19 protein-coding genes are annotated in these 16,418 nt (G+C 60.2%); 8 read left to right on the top strand and 11 right to left on the bottom strand.

Features of this window, described 5'->3' with window-relative positions; all coding sequences use genetic code 11:
- The 4 genes from ABRP87_RS03690 to ABRP87_RS03675 all read left to right on the top strand — a co-directional run.
- A partial coding sequence (locus ABRP87_RS03690; protein WP_349867785.1) for a hypothetical protein occupies positions 1–230 on the top strand: 230 nt, incomplete at its 5' end.
- A 4-nt stretch (positions 231–234) separates the two neighbouring features.
- Entirely contained in the window at positions 235–1,080 is an 846-nt protein-coding gene (locus ABRP87_RS03685) for a DUF559 domain-containing protein (RefSeq protein WP_349867784.1), read from the top strand.
- A 65-nt stretch (positions 1,081–1,145) separates the two neighbouring features.
- Positions 1,146–1,355, top strand: a complete 210-nt coding sequence (locus tag ABRP87_RS03680; RefSeq protein WP_349852589.1) for a helix-turn-helix transcriptional regulator — start codon at positions 1,146–1,148, stop codon at positions 1,353–1,355.
- Positions 1,348–1,827, top strand: coding sequence for a transcriptional regulator (locus tag ABRP87_RS03675; RefSeq protein ID WP_349852588.1), 480 nt, complete (start codon positions 1,348–1,350; stop codon positions 1,825–1,827). The genes ABRP87_RS03680 and ABRP87_RS03675 overlap by 8 nt, the downstream gene beginning before the upstream one ends.
- Before the next feature lie 426 nt (positions 1,828–2,253).
- Here ABRP87_RS03675 and ABRP87_RS03670 read toward each other — a convergent pair whose 3' ends face one another.
- Genes ABRP87_RS03670 through ABRP87_RS03640 form a run of 7 tightly spaced genes read right to left on the bottom strand, consistent with a single transcriptional unit; the run spans position 2,254 to position 8,010 of the window.
- Positions 2,254–2,814, bottom strand: coding sequence for a GtrA family protein (locus ABRP87_RS03670; protein ID WP_298693915.1), 561 nt, complete (start codon positions 2,812–2,814; stop codon positions 2,254–2,256).
- 29 nt (positions 2,815–2,843) lie between these two features.
- Complete coding sequence (locus ABRP87_RS03665) at positions 2,844–3,632, bottom strand: pseudouridine synthase (protein ID WP_349867789.1); 789 nt, start codon at positions 3,630–3,632, stop codon at positions 2,844–2,846.
- Between the two features lie 52 nt (positions 3,633–3,684).
- Positions 3,685–4,773 carry a succinyldiaminopimelate transaminase gene (dapC, locus tag ABRP87_RS03660; RefSeq protein WP_349867783.1) on the bottom strand — a complete coding sequence of 363 codons (1,089 nt, stop codon included), beginning with the start codon at positions 4,771–4,773 and terminating at the stop codon, positions 3,685–3,687.
- A gap of 3 nt (positions 4,774–4,776) precedes the next feature.
- Positions 4,777–5,100 carry a ferredoxin gene (gene fdxA, locus ABRP87_RS03655; RefSeq protein ID WP_023017724.1) on the bottom strand — a complete coding sequence of 108 codons (324 nt, stop codon included), beginning with the start codon at positions 5,098–5,100 and terminating at the stop codon, positions 4,777–4,779.
- Positions 5,101–5,154: 54 nt separating this feature from the next.
- Complete coding sequence (locus ABRP87_RS03650; RefSeq protein ID WP_239267902.1) at positions 5,155–5,532, bottom strand: hypothetical protein; 378 nt, start codon at positions 5,530–5,532, stop codon at positions 5,155–5,157.
- Positions 5,532–6,401, bottom strand: a complete 870-nt coding sequence (locus tag ABRP87_RS03645; RefSeq protein ID WP_349867782.1) for a PIG-L family deacetylase — start codon at positions 6,399–6,401, stop codon at positions 5,532–5,534. Before ABRP87_RS03645 ends, ABRP87_RS03650 begins: the two co-directional genes overlap by 1 nt.
- Positions 6,391–8,010 (bottom strand): ABC transporter family substrate-binding protein, encoded by a 1,620-nt coding sequence (locus ABRP87_RS03640; RefSeq protein ID WP_349867781.1) that lies wholly within the window; start codon positions 8,008–8,010, stop codon positions 6,391–6,393. The genes ABRP87_RS03645 and ABRP87_RS03640 overlap by 11 nt, the downstream gene beginning before the upstream one ends.
- Positions 8,011–8,100: 90 nt before the next feature.
- Here ABRP87_RS03640 and ABRP87_RS03635 point away from each other — a divergent pair, with 90 nt between their 5' ends.
- A complete protein-coding gene (locus ABRP87_RS03635) occupies positions 8,101–8,757 on the top strand; it encodes a GOLPH3/VPS74 family protein (protein ID WP_349867780.1) in 657 nt (218 codons plus the stop codon).
- A 9-nt stretch (positions 8,758–8,766) separates the two neighbouring features.
- Here ABRP87_RS03635 and typA read toward each other — a convergent pair whose 3' ends face one another.
- A complete protein-coding gene (gene typA, locus ABRP87_RS03630) occupies positions 8,767–10,677 on the bottom strand; it encodes a translational GTPase TypA (RefSeq protein WP_349852582.1) in 1,911 nt (636 codons plus the stop codon).
- A 269-nt stretch (positions 10,678–10,946) separates the two neighbouring features.
- Between typA and ABRP87_RS03625 the strand changes: the two genes are divergently transcribed.
- Genes ABRP87_RS03625 through ABRP87_RS03615 form a run of 3 tightly spaced genes read left to right on the top strand, consistent with a single transcriptional unit; the run spans position 10,947 to position 13,156 of the window.
- The gene (locus tag ABRP87_RS03625) at positions 10,947–11,675 is read left to right on the top strand and encodes an Rv1157c family protein (protein ID WP_349867779.1); all 729 of its coding nucleotides are present in this window, start codon (positions 10,947–10,949) and stop codon (positions 11,673–11,675) included.
- A complete protein-coding gene (locus tag ABRP87_RS03620) occupies positions 11,675–12,211 on the top strand; it encodes a ribonuclease FAU-1 family protein (protein WP_023026235.1) in 537 nt (178 codons plus the stop codon). Before ABRP87_RS03625 ends, ABRP87_RS03620 begins: the two co-directional genes overlap by 1 nt.
- A gap of 3 nt (positions 12,212–12,214) precedes the next feature.
- A complete protein-coding gene (locus ABRP87_RS03615; RefSeq protein ID WP_349867778.1) occupies positions 12,215–13,156 on the top strand; it encodes a DUF808 domain-containing protein in 942 nt (313 codons plus the stop codon).
- Between the two features lies 1 nt (position 13,157).
- Here ABRP87_RS03615 and zupT read toward each other — a convergent pair whose 3' ends face one another.
- Genes zupT through ABRP87_RS03600 form a run of 3 tightly spaced genes read right to left on the bottom strand, consistent with a single transcriptional unit; the run spans position 13,158 to position 16,411 of the window.
- Positions 13,158–13,955 carry a zinc transporter ZupT gene (gene zupT, locus ABRP87_RS03610; protein ID WP_023026231.1) on the bottom strand — a complete coding sequence of 266 codons (798 nt, stop codon included), beginning with the start codon at positions 13,953–13,955 and terminating at the stop codon, positions 13,158–13,160.
- 27 nt (positions 13,956–13,982) lie between these two features.
- Positions 13,983–15,134, bottom strand: coding sequence for an MFS transporter (locus ABRP87_RS03605; protein WP_349867777.1), 1,152 nt, complete (start codon positions 15,132–15,134; stop codon positions 13,983–13,985).
- 2 nt (positions 15,135–15,136) lie between these two features.
- Positions 15,137–16,411 (bottom strand): hypothetical protein, encoded by a 1,275-nt coding sequence (locus ABRP87_RS03600; protein WP_349867776.1) that lies wholly within the window; start codon positions 16,409–16,411, stop codon positions 15,137–15,139.
- Between the last annotated feature and the right edge of the window lie 7 nt (positions 16,412–16,418).

The raw sequence follows: 16,418 nt of genomic DNA, 5'->3' as shown, positions 1-16,418 counted from the left end.
CCTCCATGCCTCCCGCCATGCCACCCTTCGCGCTCACCGGCGGCCACTTGGGTGCGCTGGAGCGTCCCCTGGTGAGCGCGAAAGGCGAGTGTGGTCCCGGCCCACCCTTTGCGCTCACGCCCACGCTTTCCGATGCCCATTTGCTCCTCCCCGTGACCGCGAAATGGGCCGGTTATCCACAGGCTGGCGAAAGCCGCCTGGACGGGAAGGCGGCCGCTTCTTTAGGTTGAAGCCATGGGGGCATGGACGACCGCGCAGTTGCGCGAGCAGGGGCTGGGCAAGGACGCGATTCGGCGGCGGGTGCGCGCGGGCAATCTGTACCGCGTCCACCGGGGAATTTATACCGACGAGTGGTCGCCGCTGGCGGTGGCAAAGGCGCTGGTGCATGGGCTGAGCCGTATCCATTTTACGGGGAAGACCGCGCAGGAGATTCACCTTGACCGGCCGCTGACCTTTCCGCTGGAAGCGGAGGGGCCGCGCACGCTGCGCGGCAAGAATTTCCGCGTCTCGCATTCCCGGCTCAAGGCAACGAGCCTGGTCAAGGGGCTTCCGGTAGTGCAGATTCTGTGGGCCGCGCGGAAGATTGCCGGGGCATGCGGCCCGCTGCTGGAGGAGTTTTATCGCGGCGAGAAGGGGCCCGGCCGGCTGGAGCGGGACCGCAAGCGAATGGGCCGGACACCGCGGGCGCTGAAGGAGACGATTCGACTCTCCGCCATCGGCGCGGATAGCCCGCCGGAGCGAAAGGTCAGCCGCGCGCTGCGCGCAGAAGGCATTTTCCCTGTTCACAACGCCCTGGTGTGTGGGTACCGGTTCGACCTATTGATGGGCAAGCTCATCGTGGAAATCGACGGCTGGACCTACCACAGCCACAGCCTCGCGTTCCAGGCCGACCGCTCCAAACAGAACGCCGCGACCGCGCACGGGTACACGGTTTTGCGCTTTACTGCCGATGACGTCACACACCACCTTGACCAAGTCATTCTCCTTATCAAAGCCACCCGTGACCTGCTCAAAGGCCGCAAGCCACAACTGCCTATATCCGCCACCCAGCCATATTGGCGCTGGCATTTATGCGTCTGACCCTTGCCATAATGTCAAGTTTGCTTTACATTAGGTCATGTAAACACGACAAGAGAGGTGATGATGTGGCCGGACAACCCAACATGGTCCGCAAGTGGCGGCGCTGGCGCGAATGGTCGCAAGGCGAACTAGCAGAGCGCGTCGGCGTCTCCCGGCAAACTATCGCAAATATCGAACGCGGCAACTACTCCCCGTCCGTGCACCTCGCATTGGACATCTGCCACGAACTAAGCAAAACAGTCGAAGAAATCTTTGGAGCTGAACAACATGATTAACGCCATCGCCAACATATCCCTCAACCACATCGAGCGCGCCTCCACCGACGAGTTCGAGCGCGACATCCTCACCAAGGCCTCCGCCATCGCACTGACCCCAATCTCCTTCCTCGAGCTCATCGTCGCCGCCATCCTCGCCTGGTCCCTCCCCGGCCGCCTCAGCCTCCTCGCCCTCCTCGCCATCGTCCCCTCCATCGCCGGCACGTCCCTCAGCGCCGCCTGGATGCGCAGGCACATCGCCACCCCCACCGTCCGCTCCAACTGGACTTTGACCACCCTCTACCTCATCCCGATGTTCCTCTGCTTCGCCGGCATCGCCTACCACGCCTTCACGCTTTCCGATGTCCCCGCCGCCCCCTACCTCATCGGCGCCACCGTAGGTGCCATCACGTCCGTCCTCATCTCGCCCGCACTCCGACGGAAGCAAAACCGCCGCGACCAGTCCCGCCTCGACACCGAGCTCGAGGACTAATGCTCACTCCACCTCCAATACGCACTCCACCACCCGCCCTTCGCGCTCACCGCGGACGGCGGGTGGTTTCCGTTTGCTACGCCCCGTGAGCGCGAAGGGGTGCTAGCGTCAGCGGCTCCCGACCTCCCCACCCTTGCCGCTCATCGGGAGGAGGTTCCGCCGCCGGCAACCGTTGGCGGTGAGCGCGAAGGGCGAGGCCTCCCTTGCCGCTCACCGGGGGCTAGCGCTGCGCACGAAGTTCGCCTTCCCGTGAGCGCGAAGGGAAGAGTGCCCCGCACGCACTTGCTTGACGATGCCCCTCCCCGCCCTTGCCGCTCACCGGCGGGTACAAAAAGACCCCAGCGCCCCACGCTGGTGAGCGCGAAGGGCGGCTGGGGCGGCTGGGGCCGTGCGGACGGCAGGGCCGTGGCCAGCGACGAAAGGTAGTTAAACCGGCGCGACCTCGTCGACGACGACAGGATTATTGGGCTTGGAGCGGAACGTCCAGAGCTTGTTGATGATGAAGTTGATAGGCATCGCCACGACGATGGAAATGGCCTGCGCCCAATAGGACTTGGTGCGCAATCCGGTGGAGTTATCGAAGACATCGGTGGGCAGCCCCACGGGCGAGTTGGGGTTCATGAGCAGCGTCAGGATGACCTGGCTGACGATAAACGCCCCGATTCCCGCCAAAAGGAACGGGAAGAAACCGCGAATCCAAGAGACCTTGGACACGGTCCGGAAGGTCCACATGCGGTTGAGCTGGTAGTTCCAGGTATTAGCCACGAGGAAGGAGATGGTGGCAAAGACGTGGTACCAGCGGATGTGGAATGCAGAACCGAAGAGGTTCATGAAGGGATCCTCGGCAAAGATATCCGCCGCGCCGAACAACTTCTGCGCGAGAAAATACACGAAGAGGTTAACCGCGGTTCCCGAGCCGCCGACAAGACCGAACTTAAGGAATTGCCCAAAATTGGACGCAAAGCGCGCAACGCTGAGGTCTGCCATGGGCCGCCTTTCTTGCCGGAGGTTAGTAATTACCTGATTGTAGTTCCTAATCCCCGCGAACTGAAAAACTGACGCTCCGAATGTGATAAAGGATCTATAAAAGATATAGTTTCGTGCGGCAAGGAAAGCGGGCGCGAGAAGTCGTAGAGGTCGAGCGGACGCGGCGTGGGATACGTGTCATCGCCAATGAGCGGACACCCAAGATGGTTCAGCAGCACCCGCAGCTGGTGCGTATGCCCCGTCCGCGGCCACATGGTCACCTCCCGCCCCGCAGCGCGCACATACGTCGAGGTCGGCGTGCCATTATCAGCCACGAGCACCTGCCTGCTGCCCCGCGGCTTGTGCATCGGCAGCCTGATTTCCTCATCGCAGAAAAGCGGCTGCTTGACGATGCCCCTATACCTCTTCACCGCCCTTCCCTCCAGGAAGATGCGCTGGTAGGCCGCGCGGGTCGCGGGATTGCGCGAGCAGATGACAAGGCCTGCGGTGAGGCGGTCGAGGCGGTGAAGCGGCACGATATCGTCTTCGCCGAAGTCCACGCGCAGGCGGGTTTGCAGGGTTTCGCGCTGCAAGCGGCCATTCGTGGTGGTGGGAAGAAAGTGCGGTTTATCGGCAACAATGATGTCGTCATCCGCGTGGACGACGGTGTATCCAAAGGGGATCGGATCCTCCGGCGGGACGAAGGGGTGATACCACGCGGGAATGGGCCGCGGGAGGCTTGCACCCGCGGGAAGGAGGGTTCCCTCCGGAAAGGGTGAGTCCCCGGCACGGGCGGCCCAGTACTCGCCTTCTAAAGGAACGCGATCGCGCAAGACCACCTTGCGGGGAGAAATCCCCTCCCGCGCGGGCGGGCGAAAGGCGCGAGGCGAGTTAAGCACTGGCGAGGCGTTCGACGGCGGCGCGCACCCGCTCATCGGTGCCGTTTAAGCCAATGCGCACGTGTTGTGCGCCCGAGGGGCCGTAAAAATCGCCAGGTGCGGCGAGGATACCCAGGGAAGCCAACCAGTCGATGGTCTCGCGGCAGTCTTCGCCGCGGGTGGCCCAGAGATACAGGCCGGCATCGGAGTGGTCGATGGTAAAGCCCGCCTTGATGAGCGCCTGCATCAATTCGGCGCGGCGCGCGGCGTAGCGCTGGCGCTGGAGGGCTTCGGTGGGGTCATCGTCAAGCGCGGCAACCATGGCCGCCTGAATCGGGCCTGGCACGATGAGTCCGGCGTGCTTGCGCAGCTCCAAGAGCTCCGCGATGAGGTCGTTATCGCCGGCGAAGAATCCGGCGCGGTAGGAGGCCATATTCGCGGACTTGGACAGCGAATGCATGGCGATTAGGCCGGTATTATCGCCGTCGGTCACGCGCGGATCCAGGATGGATACCGGCGGGTTGTCGTCGTTCCAGCCCAAGCCCATATAGCACTCGTCGGAGGCGATGATGGCGCCCGTCGAGCGGGCCCAGGCCACGATGCGGCGCAGCTCCTCTACCCCAGCGACGCGGCCGGTGGGGTTGGACGGGGAGTTGATGAATACCAGGGAGGCGGCTTGAAAGTCCTCGTCAGCGCGCAGCGGAGTGGCCCCGGCGAGGAGGGCGCCGACCTCGTAGGTGGGATAGGCCACCGAGGGGAAGGCAACGGTCTCGCCGCGCATGCCCAACAGGGTGGGCAGCCACGCGATGGCCTCCTTCGTGCCTACCACGGGCAGGACGCGGTCCACGTCCATGCGGTAGCGGCGGCGGAGGGCGGAGGCGATGGCTTCGCGCAGCTCGGGCGTGCCCTGCGTTTGCGGGTAGCCGGGGGCCTCGGCGGCAGAGGATAGTGCCAGCTGCACGCCGGGGGCTACCGGATCTACGGGGTTGCCCACCGAAAGGTCAACGATTCCATCTGGGTGCGCCTGGGACTTCTTTTTGGCACCAGCCAGCGAGTTCCAGGGAAAATCCGGAAGCGATTGTCCTAGCGGTGTGCGGGCCATGATTTACTCCTGATTCTGTGGGGGCAGCGCGGCTACCATTGACGCATCGAAATCTTGCGGGCCGAGGGCTGCCGCTCCACCGGGTGAGCCCAAGTCATCGAAGAATGCTGCGTTGGCATCGTTGTAATCGATCCACTCATCGGGTACGTCGTCCTCGTAGAAGATGGCCTCTACCGGGCATGCGGGCTCGCAGGCGCCGCAGTCCACGCACTCATCTGGGTGGATGTAGAGCATGCGCTTGCCTTCGTAAATGCAATCGACGGGGCATTCCTCAACACAGCCGCGGTCCATTACATCAACGCAAGGTTGAGCGATTGTATAAGTCATGGAGAATCCTTGAATCTTCCTGATTTCATGGGGTTGGGGATGAAATATAGTATGTCACTTCTGCTTTAGGAAAGGCCAAACGCCGCCGCCGATTCCGGCCAAAAGCAGGAGCAAGCTGAGAATATTATTGCCCACGATGACATCACCGGTAATCGGAACCAGCAGCATAAGCGCGAAAAATCCCAGGCCCCACACTATGAGCGGGATGGCCACGATATAAGTTCGATCACTCCACAGCCGCGCCGTACGGGTTAGCACCACGTTAAAGGCGGCGGCGATGACGATGGTGATGGGAAACGCGATGCTCGCGCCATCAGCCAGCGGAATCCGGGCGGTAAGGTAAATGACCTCTAGGAACAGCGATAGCAGAGCGCCGAGGGAGAGCCAGATAAGGCCGGTGACCTGCTCACCGCGGCTAAAATCAGTGCGCATTACAGCTCCCCTAGGAGGTCGGTTGCGGGCTCGCCCCGGCCGAGTTGGAAGTATTCGGTGCGCAGCAACGGCATGAGCAATCTATTGGACAGGCAGTAGGCCCCGGGCACCGCGGCTGGGTCGTGGACGGCAGCGACGGCGGCCTCGGGGTTGGTGGCGGTGGTGGTGCCATCGGCCAGCCAGATTTGCGTGGCGTGGGCGCGCATGGCGGCGCGTTTGGCGTTCAGGGCGGCATCGTCAAGCGCGAAGGCCAGATCCGCGCCGGCGGTGGTGAAATTATCCAGGTACGCGGCATCGGGCTTGCGCCAGCCCGCGGGCGCGTCGAGCGTGTCCAGGCCTGCGTAATTGGCGGCGCGGTCAAAGATCGCCCACCAGATGCGCGTGCTTGCCGATGCCGCCTTCTCCACCACCCTATGCACCGCCACGTGGTCCGGGTGGTTGTAGCCGCCATCTGGTCCGTAGGTCAGGATGGCGTGCGGCTGAAGAACCTCTAATTCCGTGCGGAGCAGATCTACTGCCTCATCCAAGCGATTGACCAACGCGCGGGGGTTGTCGTGGGAGGGCGATCCCGCCATGCCGGAATCGTGGAAGTGGCCGAATCCGCCCAGCTGGATGCCTTCTACTCCTAACGCAGTGAGGGCGCAGGCCAATTCGCGGGCGCGGAAGCCACCGAGCTGGTGGTGCTCGGCGAGCCCTTTATAAGGCGCGCCGATCACCTCGCCGTCCTCACCAAGGGTGAGGGTGATGACCGTGACCTGCGCCCCGCGCGCGGCGAGCGTGGCGAGGGTGCCGCCGGTAAAAAGCGTTTCATCATCGGGGTGCGCGTGCACTGCAACTACGCGGTAGCCCGCCAAGTCCTTAGTCCTCATCTATCCTCCAAACCGGCGCGGTGACCAGACCTTTATCCCAATCATCAATACTTTGGCCGGGGCCTACAATACCCTCCCCCAGCGCGTGCACACGCGTTTCATCTAAGAGCGGGACGTATAACACGTCCCGGGCATTGATCTCGCGGATTCGCCCCAGCGCGGTCGAGGGGCTTATCTTTCCGGAAAGGATGTCCATGCGCGTTGCGGCGGCATTATCGGGGCAGAACCCGGAGAGATCGCCGGCGAGCGGTTGGTCTTCGGCGCAATTGAAGATACTCGCGGCCGAAAGCGAGGTTAAGGTGATATCCTCCCAGGTCACGACCGCATCCACCTTGCCTTCAGGAAGCAGCTTAGAGGTAATGGTAGTAAGCCTATCGGTGGTGACCTCGGCGGGGATGCCGTGAGCCTCGAGGACATCGTAAAGCGTATTCGCCGCAGCCAAAGCCGTGGGGCTGGTCGGATCGACGGCGAAGCGGATGGGCTTCTTGCTGGCGCGCTCGCGCAGGGCCGTCAGGTTCGCCTCCCCGGAGACCGGATTATGCCCGGCCTTCAGATTGGAGGCGCGGCCGGTGGCGAGCCTGGCAACCTGTTCGGTATCGATAAGCGAGGCCACCCCGCGCCGCGCGGCCGCATCCTCAAGGGCGCCCTGCTCGGTGGACATGTGCAAGCGCAGCTGGCGCGGCCGAGTGACCGTCTTATCGCTCACGTGCCCCAGCAGGCCAAGCGCTTCCTGCGAGGTCTGATCCGGGGTGAAGTCCGCGAAGCCAATCTGGCCAGAGCGCAGCATATTCAGCGCCTGGGTGCTATCGCGCACCTCGCGCAGCTGGACGACGTCGATGTGGGCGGGGTCGGCGCCCCAGAAGCGGTCATTGCGGTTGAGGGTGATAACCCCGCGGCTGCGGTCCACGCTATCGACCGAGAAACGGCCGGCGGAGGCGGGAATGTCATTGGCCAGCACCGAGTCAAAATCGGAATTTTGCAGCAGGTGTGAGGGAAGGAGCTGGTTGAATAGCTGCTTCCAATCTTTAACGCGCTCTGCAAAATCCACCGTGACCACGCGCCCACCATCGGATGTGGTCACCGCGGAAATGGCGCGGTACCCCGCCGGGTCCTTGACGCCTGCGGTCGTGGTCATCTTCTTCCACAAGTAGCTGAAATCCGCCCCGGAAATCGGGGTGCCATCGGACCACTGTGCCGGAGAGGCGATGACGTAGCGTACCCGCTGGGCCACGTCCTCCGGCGCGGTGACCTCCGCGGCAGATTCCAGGACGTCTGTATCCATGCGTCCCCAGTGGAACGTTGACGGCAAAACCAGCTCGGCGATTTGATCCACGAGCTCAGAGTTATTGGCCACCAGGTGTGGGTTGAGGCCGGCGCGCAGCGGATCGACGCCGATGGAAATGGTAGGCCGCGACTCATCTTCCTCCGCGCGCGGCGGCTCGTTATCCGTCGTGGCCGTGGAGGATTCCGTTTCCTGGGCGGTAGATTCCTGTTCGTCCGAGTCTTCTACCACCGGCGGTGGGCCAGGATTGGCCGAGCACCCGCTGACAAACGCGAGGCCGATGGCGGCAGTGGCAGCCAGTGCACGGGCCTTGAGACTATTTTTCATCGCGGACTACTTTAGTACCTTCTTCCCGCCACACGAAGATTCTGCGCGCTAAACTCGGGCAAAATCACTGTTGAAGGGATCGTCGCCACCATGCTTATCTGCCAAGAAATGTTCCTCCTGCTTACCAAGGACAACGGTAAAAAGGAAGTACTGTCCAATAATGAGACCGCCCTGCGCGCCGGCCTTTTTAGCGATCTGCTCCTGCACGATGCGGTTGCCATAACTGCAAAGAATAAGGTGCACGCCACGGATAAGAAGCCGGAGCATCCGGTGCTTGCCTGGGCATGGGATAGCCTGCACGAGCACCGGACCAGCTCGGTCAAGGCTCTGCTGCAGGCGCGATGGTTCTCCCCGCGCGGGAAGATTGCCCAGGATTTTCGGGACCGCGGCCAATTGGAAATTGAGGATTCCGCGTGGTGGCAGCTCGGTGGCGATCGTTACATCATGACGGATACGGCGCTAGAAGATGGCGTGCGCGAGAGGCTCGCTGCGGTGCTTGACGGCACCGAAGCCCCTAGCGCCAAGGACGTCATCATCTTGGATATCCTCCGCGAAATTAGGGGCGCCTATCCCTTGCTCAAGGAGGACGCGCCCGAGATGAAACGCCGGGAGATGCGCAACCGCATTAAAGAATTAAAGCAGCAGGTGGAATACGACGATGCCGCCGCCTCTGCGGTAAAAACCATACTGCAGGAGACGACGGCGATTATCGCGGCGGCTGCGGTATCAACCGCAGGCACTACTTAGGACGGCAGATTACTTCTTCATCTGCTTAGCGCGGGAAGCGGCGCGCTTGCGGTCGGTGGCGGAAAGCTCCAGCTTGCGCACGCGCAGCACGTCTGGGGCGACCTCGACGCACTCGTCGTTGCCACAGAATTCCAGCGCCTCTTCCAGCGAGAGCGTGTGGGCCTTGGCCAGAGTGACCGTGGCGTCTGCGGTGGCAGAGCGCATATTGGTCAGCTTCTTTTCCTTGGTGATGTTGATGTCAATATCCTCATCGCGGTTATTGGCACCTACCACCATGCCTTCGTAGGCCTCGGCGCCTGGCTCGACGAAGAAGTTGCCGCGGTCAGCCAGCTGCATCAGTGCGTACTGGGTGATCTGGCCGGTGCGGTCAGCCACGAGGGAGCCAGTGGCGCGGGACTTGATCTCGCCGGCCCACAGATCGAGGCCATCGGAGATGGAGTTGGCGATGCCGGCACCGCGGGTTTCGGTCATGAACTGGGTGCGGAAACCGATGAGGCCACGGGCGGGAACGCGGAAGATCATGCGTACCCAGTCGCCTTCGCGCACGTCCATGGACTGCATCTGGCCCTTGCGGGAGGCCAGCAGCTGGGTGATGGCACCCTGGTGCTCCGACGGGGAGTCGATGGTGAGGATCTCATAAGGCTCGTAGGTCTTTCCATCGATCTGCTGGGTCACAACCTGCGGCTTACCGATGGTCAGCTCGAAGCCCTCGCGGCGCATGGACTCGATGAGCACGGAGAGAGCCATCTCGCCGCGGCCCTGAACCTCCCAGGTATCGGGGCGCTCGGTGGGCAGCACGCGCAGGGAGACGTTACCGATAAGCTCCTGCTCCAAGCGGGCCTTGACCATGCGGGCGGTCAGCTTGGTGCCGCCGCCGCGGCCTGCCATCGGCGAGGTGTTCACACCGATGGTCATGGAGATGGCTGGCTCGTCAACGGTGATGCGCGGCAGGGCCTCGGGGTTTTCTGGATCGGCGATGGTATCACCAATCATGACATCGGAAATACCAGAGATGGCGACGATGTCACCGGCGATGGCCTCTTCGGCAGGCTGACGCTCGAAGCCGACGGTGCGCAGCAGCTCAGCGACCTTGACGGTCTTGGTGTGCTGGTTGCCCTCATCGTCGTAGTGGATCCAGGCCACCTGCTGGCCCTTCTTGATGCGGCCGGCGTAGATGCGCAGCAGCGCGATACGGCCAAGGAAGTCGGAGGCGTCAAGGTTGGTCACGTGCGCTTGCAGCGGGGCATCGACGGTAGCGGAAGGCTCGGGCAAGACGTTGTAGATGACATCGAAAAGCGCCTGCAGGTCCTTGCTATCGGGGACGTTGCCATCGCCCGGGTTCTCGGTGGAGGCAACGCCGGCGCGACCGGAGGCATACAGAACGGGGAGATCGAGCAGCTCTTCAGCGGCGGCTGCGGCTTCCTCATCCTCGAGGCCAGCAGCGATTTCCAGCAGCAGGTCCTGGGACTCGGTAACGACCTCGTCGATGCGGGCATCGGGGCGGTCGGTCTTGTTCACGCAGACGATAACCGGCAGCTTGGCCTCTAGCGCCTTGGTCAGGACGAAGCGGGTCTGTGGGAGGGGACCCTCAGAGGCATCGACAAGCAGCACGACGCCGTCCACCATGGAAATGCCGCGCTCGACCTCGCCGCCGAAGTCGGCGTGGCCCGGGGTGTCGATGACGTTAATGATGAGGTCTGCGCCGTCTTTGCCCAGACCCTGGCGGCGGATGGCTGTGTTCTTGGCCAAAATGGTAATGCCGCGCTCGCGCTCCTGATCGTTGGAGTCCATGACGCGGTCCGTGTGCTCACCGTGTTCGCCAAAGGCGCCGGACTGTTCCAGCATGCCGTTGACCAACGTGGTCTTGCCATGGTCAACGTGCGCGACAATGGCAACATTACGGAACTCGGTATTACTCACTAGTTGGGTTCTCCTTCGGAGGATCTACAAGCGCTGGTGCGCGAGAAATGTTCTTGAACGACGTCCTACGATACCCCCTAACAGGGCATAGTGCAGCATTGGGGAGCCAGGACGCGACCTATGCCACCCCGTAACGTCTCGCGTGCCTGAAACGACCTAGTACTTGACACTTCCCAGCGGATCACTATCGTTACTAGAGTTATTACTGTTACTGCTGTGACCGATGAGGTTATACTTCTTTCCCTGCGAGACAATAAGGACCTGATACCGTGAGCCACGCCCACACTTCTTGGCGCCTAAGCGGGCGCACCGGCTACATCGCCGCTGCCACCGCCGCGCTTATTGGCCTTGCCTCTCCCCTGGTTGCGCCCGCGCAGGCCTTCGCCCCGGACCTCTCCTCACTGGCACAGCAGCACATGCCCGCCAGCCCCTTAGATGAGCTCGGCCGCCCCACCCCGGAGACCCAGGACCGCGTGCGCGCCTTTGCCGCGCAGCCGTGGATCCCTGAAGACGCCCGCAATGCGATCTTGTCTGCCTTGGACTTCTTTGCCGGCAACGGCGACGGTAGTGGCGGTGTCGCTATGCCGCAGGGCGATAATCCACACTTCCGGCAGTTTTATTGGCCTACCGTCTCCGCGCACTGCATCGGTGGCACCAACGCTGCCACAGGCTCTGCCATCGCGGTACCTGGCCCTACGGAAATTCCCGCCCCCGGCGCCGGCGAGGGCGAGACCGCCTTCCTCTTTACCGCCCTGGGCACCCCTCCGGCAGCACCGGACCAAGAAGGCATGAACGTGCAGTGGTTTAATATCAATACCCTGCAAAGCGGCATTACCCCGCTGCACAATAACGGCATCAACCAGGATGGGCCCACGACGCTGTCTGGCACGGCCCACACCGGCAAGGGCCTGGTCGTTGCGCTGCTCTCCGGTTCCGTTAATACCACCGAGGCGCGATGCGATTTCGCCCCCACCGCCGCCTTCCTAGAGGTGAAGTAATGGCCGTTGATCTCCACCCAGTCAAGCGGGAGACTTTTAATACTGCGGACTTCACCAATACCGATCCCAAGGGCTACCTGCGCCAAGTCGATACCTACACTGAAACCGAGTTCGGCCTGTACATGGCGCGCGGCGCCGATCACCCGCGTTTTGGCTACCTCGAATCCTGGCTGCTGCCAAGCCTCAACCTGCGCGCAAATATTTTTCACTTCCGCACCGGCATTGAGGTAGAGCAGGACTTTTATATCGACGTCGCAGAAATCCAGCGCCAGGGCAACGAATGGACCACCCGCGATCTCTACGTCGACCTGGTCACCACCACCGGCGAGCCGATTACCGTCCTCGACATCGACGAGCTCTCCGCAGCGACGTCCGCGGGCCTCATTTCCGCCGAGGACGCCGAGCTCGCCATCGACACCACCCTGAACGCGGTCGAGGGAATTACCCGCCACGGCGACGATGCGATGGCCTGGCTTGCCCACCACGGCATAGACTTGTCTTGGTCAGACAACATAACTTTAGCCCCCGAAGGATAAGCCATGGCCGGTGGCCTTTTTGCCCTGCTTGACGATGTCGCCTTAATTGCCCGCGCCGCCGCCTCCAGCGTCGACGATGTGGCCGCCTTAGGCGGCAAGACATCCATGAAGGCCCTCGGCGTCGTCGTCGATGATGCCGCAGTAACCCCGCAATACGTCGAGGGCATCAAACCGCAGCGCGAGCTGCCGATGATCTGGCGCATCACCAAGGGCTCGCTTATCAACAAGCTCGTCATCATCCTGCCGATTGCGATGATCCTGTCTTGGATCGCGCCGTGGGCGCTCACGCCCATCTTGATGTGTGGCGGTACCTATTTGTGCTTCGAAGGCGCGGAAAAGATCCTCTCCTTCTTCCACTCCAGCCCAAGCGATGCCACCGATACCGTCCAGCACAAGGGCCCCGAGGCCGAAGATAGCCTGGTGAAATCCGCCATCACCACCGATCTCATCCTGTCTGCTGAGATCATGGTGATTTCCTTAAATGAGGTCATCGATCAGCCCTTCTGGCTGCGCCTTGGCGCGCTCATCGCCGTCGGCGTCATCTTGACCTTGGGCGTCTACGGCGCCGTGGGATTGCTGGTCAAGATGGATGACATCGGCCTGGCCTTAGCCCGGCGCCGCGATGGCAATTCCCTGCTAGGCAATGCCTTGGTCAAGGGCATGCCCATCGTGCTGGATATCATCGGCATCATCGGCACCGCCGCCATGCTGTGGGTAGGCGGGCATATCGTCACCACAGGCCTGCATGAATTCGGAGTAGACCAGCCACATGGGTTTATCGAGGCCGCCACTGAACACATCCACAATGGCGCGCTGAGCTGGCTGGCCGAAACCGGCCTGTCCATGGTGTGCGGGCTCATCCTCGGCCTCGTCATCGCCAGCATCGTCATGGCCGTCAAAGCCTCAACCGGCTCGCCGTCTGCCACCTCAGAAGCGCAACACTAAATTACATAAACAGCATGAGCGATACTGCCATAATGGCCATGCCGGCGATAAGGCCGTAGATGGCGTAGTGGTGCTCGCCGGTTTCTTCCGCGGTGGGAAGCAGCTCATCGAGGGAAATAAACACCATGATTCCTGCCACGGCGGCAAAGCTAATGCCCATGGTGGCCGGCCCCAATACCGGCATGAGCAGGCCAAATCCGATGAGCGCGCCGAGCGGTTCAGCCAGCCCTGAAAGAGTGGCCCACCAGAAGCCCTTCTTGCGCGATCCGGTCGCCTCCCGCAGTGGCACCGCGACGGCGATGCCTTCCGGGATATTGTGGATGGCAATCGCCACGGCCACCGGCACCGCAATCTCCTTAGACTCCAGGCCTGATAAGAAGGTGGCAAAGCCCTCCGGAAAATTGTGCAGGCCCAGCGCTACCGCAGTAAATACGCCCGTCTTCATCAACCTGCCGCGCCGGGCATCTTCTTCGGTCGTGCCCGGTTCGTGCGGGTTGATTTCTTCTGGCACCATTCGGTCAATAATCGCGATGACCGCAATACCGGCGAAGAAGGCGCCTACCGCGGCCCAGGTACCGGATTTCTCGCTTCCGAGGGCATCGCTAAGCTGCTCTGTGCCCTCCGGCAGGATTTCCATGAAGGAGACATAAAGCATCACACCCGCCGAAAGGCCCAGGGCCGCAGCCATAAATGCGGGCCCTGGCTGGCGCTTTCCCACAGCCAGCGCTCCGCCGATGGAGGTGGACAGGCCTGACAGCAGGACCAATCCAAAGGCGAAGGCGAACGTGGACAAGGTCATAGGCAGGACTCTACTCCACTGGATGGGTTAGGATTTAATCTTTATAAGCTTTGCTGCGATCGCAAAACCGATGCAGGCTAGAACCGCAGGTGCGAAACCAACCACTAATCCCCAACCGGTATAGGCCCACATAATGAGGGGACGAATAATCACCATGACGGTCCCACTTAGTGCTGAAGCGATGGAAAGCATAGTCACTCGTTGACGCGGCCTACAGCTAGTGGCAAGTTTAACTTCTGCAATGCTCCGGACTACCCCGAAAATAAAAGCGCTGACAAGCATGAGCGCACCACTATAAAGTATTCTTTGACAGGTATCTACCAGCATCCCTATCGGCACGTAAATTGCGCTGAAGGCACTCAGTAGGACCCATGCGGAACCTTTTCGCATCCTAGGTCCCATCAGTGCTCCTACGCTCGATCCGATGGAAATAGCCAAAGAAAAGACCGTATAGAAAATCGAGACTTCTAGGGGGCTGACTCCGGTATCACTGCTAACGGGTTGAATTAAAATTCTCACGGAGACACCACACGTCAAAGTAGCCCCTAGTAGCAGCACACTTAGATGTAGAGTCTTCGGACCTCTAAAGAAAGACTTCAGATGACTGCGTTCCTCAGCCGCCATTTTTCTCGTAGAAGTCGGCTCAGGCAGACGCAGGGTAATCGGAAAAACCCCAAAAGCTAAGGCCGCAGTGAGCAAGTACGGCAACTTAGGATCGAGCTCAAACAAATAGCCAGCGGTTAGAAGCGAAACCCCGATTGTAATTCCTGAGACAAGCCTGCAAATGCTCAAAAATTTCGAAGGAGCTAATGTAACGAATCCTGATTCAGCTACTTCCCATGAATAAGCAGTATCTAGTCCGGAAGACAGCGCCCATAACGCACCCCAAGCTGCCCAGACGATGAACAACATGGGAACAGAATTACAAAAAGCTAGTCCTACAAATATGGCGGAGGTTCCCAGGGCAGATGCCTGGATGCTCCTAGCCCGCCCTATCACCGATACTGCCCTGCCCAGCGGAATTTCCGATACCAATATAACGGCATGGAAAATTGCATCGGCCTCAACTGCCTCTGCCGTTGAAAATCCTTGTTCCTTCAAAAGGAAAAACCAAGTTGGAAACCAAAATTGCACGTCTAGCGCAATTCGAACAATTAGTACCCTTGCGGCAACTGACATTTCTAGAGCGCCTGGCGTCGTTTCCAGAAGAATAAGAGCATCAGGATTACTGACGCCAATAAGCTAATCAGCAACACTGAGTCCATCGATTGGGATGACAGCCATGATGTGATGCTCCCATTTCCAAGGTCAAACATTGATTGTTTTGGATCACTATTGGCGTCTCGCCCGAATTGGACTAGGGCAACCGCTGTAGCCAATAAGGACGTCAGCCCAATTCCCAAAAGGATAATGTCTGTCGTAACCGCTGAACGCTCTTGCTGTTCTGCGGATAGTTTGGAAATCCGGTCTTGACAAAGTTCAAGCTTTCTTTGTGCAGGTACTCGCAAATCACTTTCGTACTCCCAAACCTGAAGAAATTCAGTGACCTTCTTTTTAGTGCGTCGCGGAGCATATTGCCGGTACTCGTCTTGGACCATAAACAATTCGACGGTTGAGTTCACCGTGAAGTTAAGGTTCCATCTGATAGATCTCAAATCAATTTCGTCCGAGTCCGCCATAGATTCCGCAAGGATAACTCGGAGGCTCTCATCCACACGTTGCAAAGATGCCCAGAAAAACTGAGCTATTTTCAGCGACTCCCAACGCATGTCCAGTTCGTCTTGGTTAGCCACATTATGAACGTGATTCATCCATCGAGCTACCTGGATGTCTTTGTTCTGAAGGACCTTTTTAAAGTCTTGATTGTGTTCTTCGTCCACCTCTTTGACCCAAGAATGTCCAAATTCGCATGAAACAGGATCGTCCAAATCCATCTGGAAGGCTCTCGTCACCCAGAGAGGTTCATCAATAATGTCTCCCTCATCGTGAAAGTAATAGTCCCAGTCCTTCACGTCCTTTGCGAACTCTCTTACTTGGCTCAAGAGGCACTTCCCGCAATTGACCGTCACTTGGCCCAAATATTCTCTTAGGCGGTCTTCAAGGAGCTCCGGGTCAGATAGCAATGAGTCTTCTACATCGACGTAGCCGTCAACTAGAAAAACCCCGTAGTCATACAAGTACCAATTAATGGGAGTCGTAAGCTGAAATTTCTCTTCTACGGGAAAAACGAAGTTTGATTCATCAGCCTTACCTTGTAATACCTCGAGCGGCCACGGCTGGGCAGCACCAGAAGCCGTTGCCCAGCCAAAGGGCTCAGATCCCGCCCGGGACCTAGGTGAAAATGCCGAATACCCAGAAAGGTACGAGCACAATTGGCATAAAACGTCCTGATATTCCTTTCCCGCACGGTCCCGAATGCCAGGAGAGCTTGTTAGTCCCACAAATATCGGAGACATCCACCGA

This window comes from Corynebacterium sp. KPL2830, assembly GCF_040225635.1.
GTDB lineage: Bacteria > Actinomycetota > Actinomycetes > Mycobacteriales > Mycobacteriaceae > Corynebacterium.
The sequence above is the reverse complement of the archived record's forward strand: the minus strand, read 5'-3'. Positions and strand labels throughout refer to the sequence as shown.

Bases quoted from the DNA above. Each gene is read 5' to 3' on its own strand.
- ABRP87_RS03685 (WP_349867784.1), top strand. From the start codon at position 235: ATGGGGGCATGGACGACCGCGCAGTTGCGCGAGCAGGGGCTGGGCAAG.
- ABRP87_RS03675 (WP_349852588.1), top strand. From the start codon at position 1,348: ATGATTAACGCCATCGCCAACATATCCCTCAACCACATCGAGCGCGCC.
- ABRP87_RS03670 (WP_298693915.1), bottom strand. From the start codon at position 2,814: ATGGCAGACCTCAGCGTTGCGCGCTTTGCGTCCAATTTTGGGCAATTC.
- dapC (WP_349867783.1), bottom strand. From the start codon at position 4,773: ATGGCCCGCACACCGCTAGGACAATCGCTTCCGGATTTTCCCTGGAAC.
- fdxA (WP_023017724.1), bottom strand. From the start codon at position 5,100: ATGACTTATACAATCGCTCAACCTTGCGTTGATGTAATGGACCGCGGC.
- ABRP87_RS03650 (WP_239267902.1), bottom strand. From the start codon at position 5,532: ATGCGCACTGATTTTAGCCGCGGTGAGCAGGTCACCGGCCTTATCTGG.
- ABRP87_RS03645 (WP_349867782.1), bottom strand. From the start codon at position 6,401: ATGAGGACTAAGGACTTGGCGGGCTACCGCGTAGTTGCAGTGCACGCG.
- ABRP87_RS03640 (WP_349867781.1), bottom strand. From the start codon at position 8,010: ATGAAAAATAGTCTCAAGGCCCGTGCACTGGCTGCCACTGCCGCCATC.
- ABRP87_RS03635 (WP_349867780.1), top strand. From the start codon at position 8,101: ATGCTTATCTGCCAAGAAATGTTCCTCCTGCTTACCAAGGACAACGGT.
- ABRP87_RS03620 (WP_023026235.1), top strand. From the start codon at position 11,675: ATGGCCGTTGATCTCCACCCAGTCAAGCGGGAGACTTTTAATACTGCG.
- ABRP87_RS03615 (WP_349867778.1), top strand. From the start codon at position 12,215: ATGGCCGGTGGCCTTTTTGCCCTGCTTGACGATGTCGCCTTAATTGCC.
- zupT (WP_023026231.1), bottom strand. From the start codon at position 13,955: ATGACCTTGTCCACGTTCGCCTTCGCCTTTGGATTGGTCCTGCTGTCA.
- ABRP87_RS03605 (WP_349867777.1), bottom strand. From the start codon at position 15,134: ATGTCAGTTGCCGCAAGGGTACTAATTGTTCGAATTGCGCTAGACGTG.
- ABRP87_RS03600 (WP_349867776.1), bottom strand. From the start codon at position 16,411: ATGTCTCCGATATTTGTGGGACTAACAAGCTCTCCTGGCATTCGGGAC.